11 protein-coding genes and 1 pseudogene are annotated in these 15,704 nt (G+C 71.4%); 3 read left to right on the top strand and 9 right to left on the bottom strand.

Annotated features, from left to right (window positions below):
- Positions 1-15 precede the first annotated feature (15 nt).
- The 4 genes and pseudogenes from arfA to xylA all read right to left on the bottom strand — a co-directional run bounded on the left by arfA (position 16) and on the right by xylA (position 4,263).
- Entirely contained in the window at positions 16-1,527 is a 1,512-nt protein-coding gene (gene arfA, locus QNI14_RS13580) for an arabinosylfuranosidase ArfA (RefSeq protein ID WP_283717165.1), read from the bottom strand.
- 29 nt (positions 1,528-1,556) lie between these two features.
- Positions 1,557-1,649 (bottom strand): annotated as a pseudogene (locus QNI14_RS14135) (ThuA domain-containing protein); the annotation flags it as partial.
- Positions 1,646-3,046, bottom strand: a complete 1,401-nt coding sequence (locus QNI14_RS13575; RefSeq protein ID WP_283717164.1) for a xylulokinase — start codon at positions 3,044-3,046, stop codon at positions 1,646-1,648. The gene QNI14_RS13575 and the pseudogene QNI14_RS14135, both read right to left, overlap by 4 nt.
- 29 nt (positions 3,047-3,075) lie before the next feature.
- Positions 3,076-4,263: a xylose isomerase gene (xylA, locus tag QNI14_RS13570; protein ID WP_283717163.1), complete on the bottom strand. Its 1,188-nt coding sequence runs from the start codon at positions 4,261-4,263 to the stop codon at positions 3,076-3,078.
- A 133-nt stretch (positions 4,264-4,396) separates the two neighbouring features.
- Here xylA and QNI14_RS13565 point away from each other — a divergent pair, with 133 nt between their 5' ends.
- From QNI14_RS13565 to QNI14_RS13555, 3 genes are all read left to right on the top strand, one after another.
- Positions 4,397-5,404 (top strand): LacI family DNA-binding transcriptional regulator, encoded by a 1,008-nt coding sequence (locus QNI14_RS13565; RefSeq protein WP_283717162.1) that lies wholly within the window; start codon positions 4,397-4,399, stop codon positions 5,402-5,404.
- 132 nt (positions 5,405-5,536) lie between these two features.
- Positions 5,537-9,847, top strand: a complete 4,311-nt coding sequence (locus tag QNI14_RS13560; RefSeq protein ID WP_283717161.1) for an endo-1,4-beta-xylanase — start codon at positions 5,537-5,539, stop codon at positions 9,845-9,847.
- 108 nt (positions 9,848-9,955) lie between these two features.
- Positions 9,956-11,125 carry an ROK family transcriptional regulator gene (locus tag QNI14_RS13555; protein ID WP_283717160.1) on the top strand — a complete coding sequence of 390 codons (1,170 nt, stop codon included), beginning with the start codon at positions 9,956-9,958 and terminating at the stop codon, positions 11,123-11,125.
- Between the two features lie 16 nt (positions 11,126-11,141).
- On the opposite strand, the gene QNI14_RS13550 is transcribed toward QNI14_RS13555, so the two are convergent.
- From QNI14_RS13550 to QNI14_RS13530, 5 genes are read right to left on the bottom strand one after another with little or no spacing between them, the layout of a single operon-like run.
- Positions 11,142-11,837, bottom strand: coding sequence for an SDR family oxidoreductase (locus tag QNI14_RS13550; protein ID WP_283717159.1), 696 nt, complete (start codon positions 11,835-11,837; stop codon positions 11,142-11,144).
- Positions 11,838-11,874: 37 nt separating this feature from the next.
- The gene (locus tag QNI14_RS13545; protein ID WP_430539291.1) at positions 11,875-12,399 is read right to left on the bottom strand and encodes a TetR/AcrR family transcriptional regulator; all 525 of its coding nucleotides are present in this window, start codon (positions 12,397-12,399) and stop codon (positions 11,875-11,877) included.
- Between the two features lie 52 nt (positions 12,400-12,451).
- Positions 12,452-13,252, bottom strand: coding sequence for an HpcH/HpaI aldolase/citrate lyase family protein (locus QNI14_RS13540; protein ID WP_283717157.1), 801 nt, complete (start codon positions 13,250-13,252; stop codon positions 12,452-12,454).
- Entirely contained in the window at positions 13,252-13,734 is a 483-nt protein-coding gene (locus QNI14_RS13535; RefSeq protein ID WP_283717156.1) for a MaoC family dehydratase, read from the bottom strand. The genes QNI14_RS13540 and QNI14_RS13535 overlap by 1 nt, the downstream gene beginning before the upstream one ends.
- Entirely contained in the window at positions 13,731-15,704 is a 1,974-nt protein-coding gene (locus QNI14_RS13530; RefSeq protein WP_283717155.1) for an ATP-binding protein, read from the bottom strand. The genes QNI14_RS13535 and QNI14_RS13530 overlap by 4 nt, the downstream gene beginning before the upstream one ends.

Genomic DNA, 15,704 nt, shown 5'->3' with positions numbered 1-15,704 from the left:
CTTCTGGGGACCAGATCACCGCAGCGTGACCACGACCCACGACACGGGCGGCAGCACAGCCCTCATGACGCCGTCGGCGCTCCGGTCGAGGGGAAGGTCGCGGAGCGCGACGCGCTCCGGATCCTCGAGCGTGTTCCGCGCGTGCATGTCGTGGTCGGCGAGCACCTGTGCCGTCACCGTGGCCACGTCACCGAGCAGCGTGAGGTCGATCTCGAGCGTCACCTCTTCCTCGAGACTGCGGTTGACGGCGAACAGTGCCGTCGACCCCGTGGCGGGGTCGTGCGTGGCGACCGCATCGACGGTCGGCACGCTGCCGTACTGCGCCGTGTCGTACTCGGGCGAGTCGAGCCGGACGTCGAGTGCGCGGCCGCGCGCGAGACGGGCGGACTCCGCGAAGGGGAAGAACGTGGTCTGACGCCAGGCGGGACCGCCGGGCTCGGTCATGATCGGCGCGATCACATTCACGAGCTGGGCGAGGCTCGCCGCCTTGACCCGGTCGGCGTGACGCAGGAGGGAGATCAGCAGGTTGCCCACAACGACGGCATCCATCACCCGATAGCTGTCCTCCAGCAGGCGCGGTGCAACGGGCCACTGGTCGATCTCGGTGATCTTGTCGACCTCGGTGAACCGCGACTGATACCAGACGTTCCATTCGTCGAACGAGATGTTGATCTTCTTGTCGCTGCCGCGGGCCGCCCCCACGGCGTCGGCGGTCGCGACGACGCTCTCGATGAAGCGGTCCATGTCGGTCGCGGATGCCAGGAAGCTGCCGTCATCGCCGTCTTTCGGCTCGTAGTACGCGTGGCACGAGATGAAGTCGACGTCCTCGTACGTGCGCTCGAGGACGACACGCTCCCACTCGCCGAACGTGGGCATCTGCGCGCCCGAGCTGCCGCAGACCACGAGCTCGACGCCGGGGTCGACCTGTCGCATCGCCTTCGCCGTCTTCGATGCGATCTCGGCGTACTCGGCCGGTGTGCTCGCACCGAGCTGCCAGGGGCCGTCCATCTCGTTTCCGAGACACCACATCCGGATACCGTGCGGCTGGGGCGTGCCGTTCGCGGCGCGGCGGTCCGACCAGAACGAACCGCCGGGGACGTTCGCGTATTCGAGCACGTCGAGCGCCTCGAGCACGCCACGCGTCCCGAGGTTCACGGCGTACATGAGCTCGGTGTCGGTCTTGCGCGCCCAGCGAGCGAACTCATCGAGGCCGATCTCGTTCGTCTCGGTGGAGTGCCAGGCGAGGTCGAGGCGACGGGGACGCTTCTCTCGGGGACCGACACCGTCCTCCCAGCGGTAGCCCGAGACAAAGTTGCCGCCCGGGTACCGCACGGTGGTGACGCCGAGCTCGCGCACGAGGGCCATGACGTCGGTGCGGAAGCCGTCCTCGTCGGCGGAGGGATTCGAGGGCTCGTACAGCCCGTCGTACACGCAGCGTCCCAGGTGCTCCACGAAGGAGCCGAAGAGTCGGCGGTCCACCTCCCCTACGGACAGGCGAGGGTCGAGGGTCACGCGTGCAGTGGTCATTCCGGTCTTCCGTTCGGACGGGATCGGGGCTCCCGCAGGAACGGCAGGAACAGCTCGGTCGCCTCGACGGGGTGGTGCCCGTCCCACCCGCCGCGGACGACGAGCGCGTGCCGCCCGGTCAGCGGGCCTCCTCCGCGCGGCGCAGCGCGACGCGATCGTATTGCTCGCGCACGAGCGGGCGAGGGTCGGATGCGGCATCCCGATCCATCTCGACAGACCATTCCGGCCAGGCGCCGGCGAGGACGGCCGCGGCCTGCAGCGCGGCACCGCGGGCGACGTACTCGCCGGGGGCGGGGACGGCAACGGGGACGTCGAAGACCTGCGCGGCCGCGGCCGCGACGGCGGGATTGCGCGCGGCGCCGCCGACGAGGAGGACGCGCTCTGCGGTGACGCCGAGCGATCGGATCGCGTCGAGGCCGGTTGCGAGGCCGGCGAGCATGCCCTCGACGGCGGCGCGGGCCAGGTTCTCGCGGGTCGTGTTCTCCAGCGAGAGGCCCGACAGTGACGCGCGCGCCTGCGGCAGGTTCGGCGTCCGCTCGCCCTCGAACCACGGCACGAGGACGACGCCCCCGGCGCCGGGCTCGGCGGCGGCGGCCAGGTCGGTGAGGCCGTCGTGATCGACCCCCAGCAGACGCGCGGTCGCATCGAGGACCCGCGCCGCGTTGAGGGTCGCGACCAGCGGCAGGAAGCGACCCGACGCGTCCGCGAAGCCGGCGACCGTTCCGGTCGGGTCGACGGTGCGCGTCTCGCTGACGGCGAAGACGGTCCCCGACGTGCCGATCGAGACGACCACGTCGCCGGCGCGGGCGCCCACGCCGAGCGCCGCACCAGCGTTGTCGCCGGCGCCGGGCGCGACCCGGCGACCGTCGGGCTCGGACACGTGGCCGAGGGCCGGCAGCACCCGCGGCAGGATCACGTCATGACCGAGGGCGGCGACGAGCAGATCCCGGTCGTAGTCGCCGCTGGACGGATCCCAATACCCCGTCCCCGACGCGTCCGAGCGGTCGGTGATCAGCTCGGCGAGGTCAGGGCGGTCGGGCCCGAAGCCCCGCAGCCGCCATGTGAGCCAATCGTGCGGGAGCGCGACGGCCGCCACCCGCGCGGCATTGTCCGGTTCGGCATCCCGCAGCCAGCGCAGCTTCGTGATCGTGAAGGATGCCACGGGCACGAGCCCGCTGCGTTGCGCGAGCTGCTCGGCGCCGAGCTCGGTCGTGAGGTCGGATGCCGCGCCCGCCGAACGGGTGTCGTTCCACAGCAGCGCGTCGCGCACGACGCGGCCCGCGTTGTCGAGCGCGACCATGCCGTGCTGCTGGCCGCCGATCGACCAGGCGGCGACGTCCGCCATTCCGCCGGCGTCCGCGATCGCCGCCTGAAGCGCGATCCACCACGCCTCGGGATCGACAGACGTGCCGTCCGGGTGTGTGGCCCGCCCCGTCCGGAGAATGGCGCCCGTCGCGGCATCCGCGATCACGACCTTGCACGACTGCGTCGACGAATCGACGCCCATCACCAGGACCATCAGTTCACGCTCCGACGGGGCGGGGCGGGTCAGCGAGCGCCGAGCAGGTGCTCGGTCGCGAGCTGCTGCAGTCGGACGAACCCGCCGCCCTTGCCGCCGAAGTAGGCGGCCGGGTCGAAGTCCTCGTAAGCCGAACGGTCGGCGAGGAAGTCGTCGTAGCTCTCGCCCGGGTTCAGGGTCGGTGTCGACAGCTCGTCCACCTTGGCCGCGGCGAGCGCCTCCTGCACCTCGAGGTCGGCGCGGAACGCCGCCGCCCGCTCCTTGAGCAGCAGATAGGTGCGCATGTTCGCAGCCGCAGACTCCCAGACGCCGTTCTCGTCCTCGGTGCGGCTCGGCTTGTAATCGAAGTGGCGGGGGCCCTCGTACGCGGGGATGCCGCCGGGGCCGCCGTTCTCGAGCAGATCGACGAGCGCGAACGCATTGTGCAGGTCGCCGTGACCGAACACGAGGTCCTGGTCGTACTTGATGCCGCGCTGACCGTTGAGGTCGATGTGGAAGAGCTTGCCGTGGTAGAGCGCCTGCGCGATGCCGGCGGCGAAGTTCAGGCCCGCCATCTGTTCGTGGCCGACCTCAGGGTTGAGGCCGACGAGCTCGGGACGCTCGAGCGAGTCGATGAAGGCGATGGCGTGACCGAGCGTGGGCAGCAGGATGTCGCCGCGCGGCTCGTTCGGCTTCGGCTCGATGGCGAACTTGATGTCGTAACCCTTGTCGGTGACGTAATCGCCGAGCAGGTTCACGGCCTCACGGTAGCGCTCGAGCGCCTGCCGGATGTCCTTCGCGGAGTCGTACTCGGCGCCCTCGCGGCCACCCCACATCACGAACGTCTTGGCGCCCAGCTCGGCACCGAGGTCGAGCTGACGGAACACCTTGCGAAGGGCGTACCGGCGCACGTCGCGGTCGTTCGCGGTGAAACCGCCGTCCTTGAAGACGGGGGCGCTGAACAGGTTGGTCGTGACCATCGGCACGATGAGGCCGGTCGCTTCGAGCGCACCCTTGAGGCGGTCGATCTGCGTCTGACGTTCGGCGTCGGTGGACCCGAAGGCGAACAGGTCGTCGTCGTGGAAGGTCAGGCCGTACGCGCCGAGCTCGGCGAGCTTCTCGACCGCGTGCACGACGTCGAGAGCTGCGCGGGTCGGGCCACCGAACGGGTCGGCGCCGTTGTAACCGACGGTCCACAGACCGAAGCTGAACTTGTCGGCGGGGGTGGGGGTGGGCATGACGCTCCTTCGCGAGCCGGTAAATGTTGCTGATAACAACGTATCCCATCCCTGGCGGCGCGCCAACCCTCCATTCCTCCGGCACGAGGTGGCAAGATCGGGTCCGCCATCTCCCGTCGACGTGAGGAAGCCGATGTCCGATCACCCCCGCGTCACGCTCGCGATGATCGCCGCCGAAGCAGGCGTCTCGAAAGCCACCGTGTCGAAGGTCCTCAACGGCCGCACCGATGTCTCGGCAGGCACGCGATCGCGCCTCGAGAGGCTGCTGCAGACCCACGGCTACCGGCGCCGCCCCGCGGCATCCCCCTCCCGCACGATCGAAGTGGTCCTGTCCGATCTCGATGCGGGCTGGTCGCTCGAGGTCATCGGCGGGATCGAGCGCACCGCGCACAAGGCGGGTTTCTCCGTAATCCTCACCGTGAGCGGAGATCGTCATGCCCCCGCGGACGGATGGCTCGACGGCGCGCTGCTGCGCCGCCCGGCGGGCGTCGTGCTCATGTTCGCCGACCTTCCGCGGGAGCAGCGAGAGAAGCTGCGGGCACGGGGGATGCCATTCGTCATCGTCGCCCCGTCAGGCGATCCCTCGCCCGGGGTCCCCTCGGTAGGCTCAGCGAATCGCGACGGCGCGTTCGCGGCGACACGTCACCTCATCGAGCTGGGGCATCGTCGGATCGCCGCGATCACCGGTCCGCGCGACATGATGTGCTCCATCGCCCGTCTCGAGGGCTACCGGGAGGCGATGGCCGCCGCCCGTCTTCCCGTGGACCCGGAGTGGGTGCGTTTCGGCACCTTCCTCCCGGCAGGCGGCGAGGTGCACGCGCGCGAGCTCCTGGCGCGGCGGGACCGACCCACCGCCGTCTTCGCCGGCAGCGACCTGCAAGCGCTGGGGGTGATCGCCGCCGCCACCGCGACAGGGCTGGCCGTGCCGACGGATCTCTCCGTGGTGGGCTACGACGACATCGCGCTGTCGCGGTGGATGAGCCCGCAGCTCACCACCGTGCACCAGCCACTCGCTCGCATGGGGGCCGAGGCGACGCGCATCGTGCTCCATCTCGCAGAAGGCGGGGTCGCCGATTCCCGGCGCATCGAGCTGCCCGCGCGTCTGGTCGTCCGAGGCAGTTCGGCGCCCGCGGCCGCCTGACGCACCGGATCGCGCGAGCCGTCCGAAACTCGGGGCTCAGGTTTCGTAACGGTTCCGTCTCGGCAGGTCCTGCGGGCGGCGGACCTGCATATGTTTGCGACGCCGACAAATAACCCGCGCAAAGGAGCGCTCGTGAACCCCCGCCCCCGACGCCTGACCGTTTCCGCCGTCCTCGCGGCGGCAGCCCTCGTCGCCGCCCCCCTGGCCCCGGCCGCGGCGGCCGCCGAGCCACCCCCACCGATCGTGTCCGCCTCGTTCGACGACGGCACCCTCGGCGCCGGCCTCGCCCAGAGCGGCGGAGGCGCCGGGACACTCACGTTCGCCGACGGTGCGCTCGTCGTCAACGATCGGACAGCTGACTACGTCGGCATCCAGACCGCTCCCGGCGTCCTCGAGCCGGAGACGCAGTACACCGTCAGCGCGAAGGTCCGGCTCGCGCCGGGCACGCCGGCGACGTCCGCCCGCTGGGTCGGCTTTCCCGGCTACAGCTGGATTGGCAACAGCGCCGTGACGGCGGATGCCTGGACGACGATCGCGGGCACCTGGACCAGCCCTGCGGCAGCCGCCGACGAGACGAAGATCTACCTCGGCACGGGCGACATCGCCGGGACGAGCGGCTATACCTTTCTCGTGGACGACGTGCTGATCACCGGCCCCGCTGCCTCCGAACCCGGGCCCGATCCCGACGTCGTCCCCGGCGGCGCGGTGAATCCCACCACCACTCCCGTCACGACGGCTCTCGGCACCGGAGACGTCGCCGCGCTCACCTTCGACGACGGCCCGAACGGCGCGACGACCGCGGCCCTGCTCGACTATCTCGGCGAGAAGGACATCTCGGCCGTCTTCTGCGTCATCGGCCAGAACATCCAGGCCGAGGGAGGCGCCGCTCTGCTGAAGCGCATGGTCGCCGAGGGGCACACGCTCTGCAACCACACGACCGGATACGCCGACATGGGCTCCTGGTCTGCGGACCGCATCCGCGCCGATCTCATCGAGAACCTGCGCATCATCCGCGACGCGCTGGGCGACCCCACCGCAGCCGTGCCGTTCTTCCGCGCTCCCAACGGCAGCTGGGGCGCGACGCCCGGCGTCGCCGTCTCGCTCGGCATGCAGCCCCTCGCCGTCGTGAACACGATCTCGGACTGGGAGGAGACCGACGCGGACGTCCTCACCGCCAACCTGCGGACCGCGATGAAGTCGGGACAGGTCGTCCTCGTCCACGACGGCGGCGGCGACCGCGAGCCGTCGCTGCAGGCCGTCCGGACCGTCGTCGACGAGCGTCTCGCCGCCGAATGGCAGTTCACGCTCCCCACCGGGACCCCCGGTGCGGACGCCCCCACCGACCCGACCGACCCCACGGACCCGACCGAGCCCGGCACGCCGGCGCCCGGCACCGTCCTCGTGGACGACGACTTCGACGACGGCACCGTCGGCGCCTGGACCGCACGCGCGGGCTCGGGCGACTCGAACCCGAAGGTCTCGGCGGTGGCGGGCGGCGCCGCGGGCACGGCCTACGCGGCACAGGTCTCCGACCGCACGCACGAGGGCGACGGCATGCAGCTCGACGTCGTCGACACGCTGCTCCCCGGCCAGACCTACCGCTTCTCCGCTCAGGTGCGCTTCGCGCCGGGTGCCGACCGCGGACAGGGCCTCACCGTCTCGATGCGCACCGTCGACGGCGGGTCCGTGTCGTTCACGAACCTGCTGCAGGCCGACAGCGCCTCCGCCGGTGAATGGACCACCGTAAGCGGTGACATCACGATCCCCGGATACGACAGCGCGGCCGAGCTGTACGTCGAAGCGCGCTACAACTCCGGCAACACGTCGACCTTCCTCGTCGACCAGATCACGGTCGCGGTGCCCGAGGAGAACGACGTCGACCTCAGCCTCATCCCTCTGAAGGACACCGTCGACTTCCCGGTGGGCGTCGCGATCGACGAGCGCGAGACGACCGGGGCGGCGGCTGACCTCCTGGAGCACCACTTCGACCAGATCAGCCCCGAGAACCACATGAAGGTGGAGGCCTGGTACGACGAGGATCGCCGCTTCACGCGGCACTCGCAGGCCACCGCGCTGCTCGACTACGCACAGCAGAACGACCTCCGGCTGTACGGGCACGTCCTGCTGTGGCACTCGCAGACTCCGGCCTGGTTCTTCCAGGATGTCGACGGGCGCGAGCTGACGGCATCCGCCGCCGACAAGGAGCTGCTGCGGGACCGTCTCGCGACGCACATCGATGATGTCGCCGCTTCCATCGCGGACGACTACGGACTGTTCGGCTCGCCGACGAACCCGCTTGTGGCGTGGGACGTCGTGAACGAGGTCATCTCCGACCAGGCGACCCCGGACGGCCTGCGCACGAGTCGCTGGCACGATGTGCTCGGCGAGGAGTACATCGGTCTGGCCTTCCGGATCGCCGACGAGGCGTTCAACGGTCGGTACGCCGCGCCCGGCGCGGACCGTCCGGTGAAGCTGTTCATCAACGACTACAACACCGAGCAGGACCGAAAGGGCACGCAGTACGCGGCGCTCGTGAACCGGCTGGTGGATGACGGCGTGCCGATCGACGGCGTGGGGCACCAGTTCCATGTCTCCGTGAACACGCCCGTCTCGGCACTCGCGGGTGCGCTCGACCGCTTCGCGGGCCTGGGCCTCGCGCAGGAGGTCACCGAACTCGACGTCACCGTCAACCCGGCGACCGAACCGAACATCATCCGGCAGGGCTATTACTACCGCGACGCGTTCCGGCTTTTCCGCAGTTACCACGCTGCGGCCCCCGCCGCCGAGAAGCTGTTCGCCATCACCGTCTGGGGCCTCACGGACACTCGGTCGTGGCGCGCAGAGCAGGCGCCCCTGCTGTTCACGGGCGACCTCGCGGCGAAGCCGGCGTACTACGGCGCCATCGATGACGGCGACGGCATCCCCGCCCTCGTCACGACGGCGGACGTGTTCGGCGGCGACGTCCCGCTCGACGACGACTTCACCGAGTCGATCGCGTGGCGGAACCTGCCCGAGAAGACGCTGATCGGCGCGGCCGGCGGCGGCTTCCAGACCCGCTGGAACGACGATCACCTCACGGTGTTGTTGCGGAGCGAGGTCGAGCCCGACCGCATCGACTTCACGTACGGCAATGAGGAGGTCCGCTACGGCGGGAACGGCACGCTCGAGGGACGCACGACCGAGATCGACGGGGAGTTCCTTTCGGTCATCCACCTGCCGCACACCGCACCGACGGTCGGTGCCACGGCCGCCTTCGATCTGCGGATCGTGGCCGGCGGCGACGTCGTCGGCTCGTGGAACGAGGCGGGCGCGACCGGCCGACTCACTTACCTGGAGCCGCTGTCGTTCCTGGAGATTCCCCAGGGCGGCGAGGTCGAGTTCGACGGCGAGGTGGATGCCGCGTGGGCGGACGCCGCGACCGCTCGCACCGCGACGCGCGTCGAGGGCAGCGCCGACGGCGCCCAGGCGGACGTGCGCACGATGTGGCGGGGCAACACGCTGTACGCCCTGTTCGAGGTGACGGACGCGGAGATCGACGGGTCCAACAGCGACCCGTGGAACCGCGACGGCGTGGAGCTCTTCCTCGATCTCGGCAACGCGAAGAACGGCCCCTACGGGCCGAACGACACGCAGATCCGCATCACAGCCGACAACGATGTCTCTTTCGGCACGGGTGATGCCGCGCTGCAGCAGGCGCGCCTGCTCGACAGCGCGACGGCCCGGTCGGCCGACGGCTACGTGGTGGAGGCGGCGGTCGCGCTCGTCGGGCAGTCCGGCGGTCAGAGCGACGTGCCGCTCGGTGGCGAAGACACGTTCCACGGCATCGACTTCCAGGTCAACGACGGACGCGGCGGCTCCCGCTTCGCCGTGCACACCTGGGCGGAGCCGACCGGAACGGGCTACCAGACCACGGCCCGCTGGGGCGTCGCGCACCTCGTGACGGCGTCCGATGAGCCCGGCGAACCCGGCGAACCCGGCGAACCTGGCGAGCCCGGCGAACCTGGCGAGCCCGGTGAGCCGAGCGAACCCGGTCAGCCGGAGGAACCAGGGGTCGACGAGGAGTGGGCGCAGATCGACGTCGGCTCGGGTCGGGTCTCCCGCGGCGACGAGCTCGAGGTCCGCGTGAGCGGCCTGGAGCCCGGGCAGCGGATCGGCGCGACCCTGTTCAGCGACCCGATCGTCGTTCGCGGCATCCCCGCCGCAGACGAGGACGGCGAGATCGCCTTCACGGTGGCCATTCCGGCTGACTTCGAGCTCGGCGCGCACACGCTCGTCGTGACCTCCGCGGGGCTGGCGGACATCAGCGTTCCGATCACGGTGGTGGCGGGGCGGGCGCTCGGCGCCACCGGCAGTCAGCTGCCCTGGGGTGTCGCGCTGCTGGGCGCGCTTCTCGTGGCGTCGGGCGGTCTGCTGGCGGTGGTCCGTAAGCGCCGCGTCGCCTGACCGCGGATCGTCGCGGAGGGGGTCCCGGACGCCGGGGCTCCCTCCGCGATTTTGCCGCGGAGGGCAACAAACCGCGGTGCGGGCGGAGCGCTTGGCTATGGTGATCACGTGAGCGAGCAGGGTCGAACGATCGAGTCCGTGCGGCGAGCGAACCTGGGCGGCATCCTCGGCATCGTGCACCGCGAGGGTCCTCAGTCGCGTGCTGCGCTGACCGAAGCGACCGGCCTCAACCGGTCGACGATCGCCGACCTGGTGGGCACGCTCGTGACCTTCGGCCTCGTCGAGGAGCGCGCGCCGGATCCGTCGCACCGCGTCGGCCGCCCCTCCCCCATGGTCGCCGTGCATCCGCGGGTCGTCGCGATCGCGGTGAACCCCGAAGTGGACGCCCTCGAGATCGCCGCCGTCGGCCTCGACCGCGAGATCCGCGCTGTCGTCGTCCTGCCGCAGGACGCCGTGCTGAGCCCGGATGACACCGCTCGCCTCGTCGCCGAGCAGGTCGACACCTGGCGTGCGGGCGAACTGGCCGACGCCCGCATCCTCGGCATCGGACTCGCCGTGCCGGGCCTGGTCCGCAGCGACGACGGACTCGTCCGCGACGCTCCGCACCTCGGCTGGGTTGACACGCCGCTCCGCGACATCGTCGCCGAGGCGACCGGGCTCCCTGTCGTCGTCGGCAATGACGCGACCCTCGGCACGTTCGCCGAGCACCTGTTCGGCGCCGCGCGCGGCATCGACCAGGTCGTCTACCTCAACGGCGGCGCGAGCGGTATCGGCGGCGGCATCATCGTGAACGGGATGCCGGTGCTCGGCGCCGGCGGCTACGCCGGCGAGTTCGGCCAGAACCGTCCCGGCATCGCCACCCTCACCGATCGGCGTGCCCGCGACGGCGTCCTCGAGGACGAGGTGAGCCGCGCCCGACTCCTCGCCGTCGTCGGGCTCACCCGTGCGGACGACCGAGAACTGGCATCCGCTCTGACATCAGCGGCGGACACACCGTCGGTCGCCGGCGAGATCGATCGGCAACGGCGGATCATCGCGACCGCGCTGTCGAACGCGGTGAACGTGCTCAACCCGTCCGCCATCGTGCTGGGCGGATTCCTGTCGGTGCTCGCCGAGCTCGACAACGACGCGCTGGTTCAGGCCGTGCGAGCTCAGGCGATGCCCGCGTGCGGCGAGGACCTGCGCATTCTCCCTGCGGCGCTCGCCGAGCACCGACTGCTCATCGGTGCCGCCGAGTCGGTCTTCGCCGAGGTGCTCGCGAACCCCGCGCCGGCCTGACGGAGTCTCGCTCGGATCAACGCGGGCCGGGGCGGACGGTGAGATCGCTGATCACCGCGTCACGCGGCAGGTCGAGGGCGGTGAGGGTGGCCGTGACGACGGATGCCGGGTCGATCCAGGCGCTCGCGTCGTAGGCGGCGCCTTCCTGCTCGTGCACCTTCGCCTGCATCGGGGTGGCGGTGCGGCCCGGGTAGATCGTCGTGACGCGCACGCCGTGCGGCGCCTCTTCGCCGCGAAGCGCGTCGGCGAGCGCCTTCAACCCGTGCTTGGATGCCGCGTACGCCGCCCACTCGGGATGCGCGGTGAGCCCGGCGCCGGAGTTCACGAACAGCACCTGTCCGCGCGCAGCACGGACGCGGGGCAGCAGGATCCGGGTGAGCTCGGCGGGCGCGACGAGGTTGACGGCGAGCTGCTCGTTCCACGAGGTGACCGGCAGGTCGGCGACGTGACCGAGGTCGACGATGCCGGCCGCGTGCACGAGGGCATCCACCTGCACCGGAAGATCCGCCGCGGCGACGGCGTCCGCGAGCGTCTCGGGGTGCGCGAGGTCGGCGACGATGGCCGTCGAACCGGGGAACGCCGCCGTGAAGTCCTCGGCGCGCGGTGCATCACGGGCCACCAGCACGAGGCGGTCGCCCCGCTCGTGGAGGCGCTGGGCGAGGAGCTGCCCGATGCCCGATCCGGCACCGGTGAGGACGATGGTGTGCGGCATCCGCCCATCCTCCCATTCCCGGGTGAACGGCAAGGGCTCAGCCGAGGAGCGCGCGCCTGGCCATCGCGCCGAGGACGTCGCCCACCCCGGCGACGCCGGGCGGCGCGGAATGCGGGGTGGAGTTCAACAGTCCGAAGACGCCGAGCAGCCGCACCTGCCGCTCCGCGTCGGAGAGCTCCGGTCGAAGCGCCGCGAGGAGCGCGTCCCACTCCTGGACGTACGCGCGCTGCAGGCGGCGCACCTGTCGCCCGGCGTCGCCCGGAAGGTTCGCGAGCTCGCGGTCCTGCACACGGATGACGTCTGCGTCACTCGTCGCGAAGTCGACGTGGAAGCCGATGAGCGCCTCGAGCGCGACCGCCGGATCGGATGCCGCGCCCACGAGCGCCCGACCACCCTCGAGCAGCCGCTCGCTGGCGTCGACGAGCAGCGCCGCCAGGAGCGCGTCCTTGCTCGCGAAGTGGCGGTACAGCGCCGGCCCCGTCATGCCGACGGCCTCACCGAGATCGGCCGTCGACACGGCGCCGAAGCCGCGCTCGGCGAACAGCCGTGCGGCCGCGGTCATCAGCTCCGCACGCCGGTTCGCCTTCTGGGTGGCGCGCCACGTGGTCGGCTCGTCAGCCACCGCTCCCCCAGTCGAGCGTCCGCCGCGCCTGCCGGAGCACCGGCTCATCGATCATCCGCCCCTGGAACCGGAACACCCCGGGCTGCGACGCAGCTTCGGCGAGCACGGCCTCGGCCCACGCGACGTCCGCGGGGTCGGGCGCGTACGCCTCGCGGATCACCGCGACCTGGGTCGGGTGGATGCACGCTGTCGCGGCGAACCCGGATGCCGCGGCATCCGTCGCCTCCTCGGCGAGCCCGGCCACGTCGGCGATGTCGAGGTGCACCGCGTCGATCGCGTCCTTCCCCGCCGCCGCGGCCGCGATGAGCACCCGCGACCGCGCGTACCGGGCGACGTCACGGTAGCGCCCGTCGCCGGACCGGCTGGACCGTCCGCCGATGCCCGCGACGAGGTCTTCGGCTCCCCACATGAGCGCGTCGACCGACGGATGCCGGGCAAGCGCGCCCGCCTGCTCGACGCCGAGCGGCGTCTCGCACAGCGCGATCACGCGGTACCCGTCGAGCGCGTCGAGGCTCGCCGGGCCCTCGGCCTTCGCGACCATCACACGGCGGAACGGCGTGGGGACGAGAGCGTCGAGGTCGAGGGCGAAGTCGGCGGTGCCGATCGGGTTCACCCGCACGATGACCCGCTCGGGATCGACGTCGGCTGCGGCGAGGTGTGCCCGCGCGGCCACTTTGTTGGCCGGCGCGACCGCGTCCTCCAGGTCGAGGATCACGGCGTCCGCCGCGGCGAGCGCCTTCGCGTACCGCTCCGGGCGGTCCGCCGGGCAGAACAGCAGCGCAGGACCGAGCATCACAGGTTCACCTCCGGGGACATCCGCATGAGCGTGGATCGGCGTGCGGTCGCGACGACGACACCGTCCTGATTGCGCATGGTGTGCGCGAACTCGACGATCCCCTGACCGGGCCTGGACGACGACGGCCGCTTCGAGGCGACGAGGGTCTCGGCCGACAGGGTGTCACCGTGGCGCACCGGTGCCGGGAACGTGACCTCCCCGAACCCGAGGTTCGCGACGATCGTGCCTTGCGTGAGCTGCGCGACCGAGAGCCCCACCAGAGTCGAGAGCGTGAACATGCTGTTCACGAGTCGCTCGCCGAACTCGGTGTCGGCCGACCACGCGGCATCCAGGTGCAGCGCCTGCGTGTTCATGGTGAGGGTCGTGAACAGCACGTTGTCGGCCTCGGTGACGGTGCGCCCGGGGCTGTGCACGTACACGGCACCCTCCTCGAGCTCATCGAAGTACAGCCCCCGCTGCACGATGCGGCGGTCGGTCATGTGCGCTTCTCCTCTTCGGTGGCGGATGCCGCGGCGATCACCGCGAGCGTTTGTCCGCGGGTGACGGCGTCGCCCACGGCGACTCGCAGCGAGACGGTGCCGGCGGCCTCGGCCCGCACCACGTGTTCCATCTTCATGGCCTCGACGACCGCGATCGGGTCACCGGGTGCGACGACATCACCCGCTGCGGCGTGGACGAGCACGACGATGCCGGGCATCGGCGACACCAGTTCGGGCGCAGCGGCCGCGGCGCCGGTCGACGAGCGATCGACGCGCACCCGCCGCACCTCGTGTGCGATCCCGTCGCGGACGAGCCAGACGCGGTCGGGCTCGACGGCCGCCGTCAGCACGACGGACGCCGCGCCGACGCGCACCGCGAACCGGCCATCGCCCTGCGCATCGACGCCTGCGACCTCGTCGTCCACACGCAGGTCATCGCCGGCACCGCGCACCTCGACGAGGCGCCGCTCGCCGCCGGCCTCGAGGTCGTACCGGCGGGGTGCGGCGGGTCCGAGCCGCCAGCCGTCGCGCCGGTGCCACGGGTCGGATCCACGAGGCACTGCAGCATCGAGGAGCAACGCGGCGTGCGCGAACACCTGCTCGTCGGCTCGACCCGCGACCAGGTCGTCGAGCTCGCGGGCGATGAGGCCGGTGTCGAGGTCGCCTCGGGCGACGGCAGGAAGCTCGAGCAGTGCACGCAGGAAGCCGACGTTCGTCTCGAAGCCGAGCACCGCGGTGTCGCCGAGCGCGGCGACGAGCCGGCGCCGCGCCTCGTCGCGCGTCGGCGCGGTCGCGATGAGCTTGGCGAGCATCGGGTCGTAGTCGACCGACACGTGGAGCCCGTCGGCGAGCGCCGAGTCGACGCGGATGCCGTCGCCGCTCGGATGCCGCACGTGCACGACATGCCCGCCCGTCGGGAGGAACCCTGCGGCCGGATCTTCGGCGTACACACGCGCCTCGATGCTGTGCCCCCGCAGGACGACGTCCTCCTGGGTGAATCCGAGCGGCTCGCCCGCCGCAATCCGCAGCTGCTCGGCGACGAGATCGACGCCGGTGACCTCTTCGGTGACCGGGTGCTCGACCTGCAGCCGCGTGTTCATCTCCATGAAGAAGAACTCGTCCGGCCGATCGGCCGCGACGATGAACTCCACCGTTCCGGCACCCCGGTAGTCGACGCTCCGCGCCGTCTCGCACGCCGCCTCGCCGATCCGAGCCCGCGTCGCCGGGTCGAGCAGCGGCGAGGGCGCCTCTTCGATCACCTTCTGGTGCCGACGCTGCAGCGAGCACTCCCGCTCCCCGAGGTGCACGACGGCGCCGTGCGCGTCGGCGAGGACCTGCACCTCGATGTGGCGCGGGCGTTGCAGGTAGCGCTCGAGGAAGAGCGTGTCATCGCCGAAGCTCGCCGCCGCCTCGCGGCGCGCCGCGGCCAGCGCGGCGGGCAGGTCCGCGGCATCCGTCACCACGTGCATCCCTTTGCCGCCGCCGCCCGCAGACGGCTTGATGAGCAGCGGATACCCCACCTCGGGCGCGGCGGCGATCAACTCGTCGTCGGTCAGCCCGCCACGCGCGACACCCGGTACGGTCGGCACACCGCGCGCCTCGACGGCGTGCTTCGCGGTGATCTTGTCGCCCATCGTGCGGATCGCGGCGGCGGACGGCCCGATGAAGACGATGCCCGCCGCCTCGCAGGCGGCCGCGAACGCGGTGTTCTCGGACAGGAACCCGTACCCGGGGTGGATCGCCTCGGCGCCGGTCGCCCGTGCCGCGCCGATGACGGCGTCGATATCGAGGTAACTCTGCGCCGCGGGAGCGGGGCCGAGTCGCACGGCCGTATCGGCGAGCGCGACGTGCCGGGCACCGGCATCCGCGTCGCTGTAGACGGCGACCGAGCGGATGCCGAGCGATCGGAGCGTGCCGATGATGCGGCACGCGATCTCGCCACGATTGGCGATGAGAACTGTCGTGAACAT

Origin of the sequence: Microbacterium dauci, assembly GCF_030065535.1 — a bacterium.
GTDB classification, from domain to species: Bacteria; Actinomycetota; Actinomycetes; order Actinomycetales; family Microbacteriaceae; genus Microbacterium; species Microbacterium dauci.
This window is presented reverse-complemented; position numbering and strand designations above follow the sequence as displayed.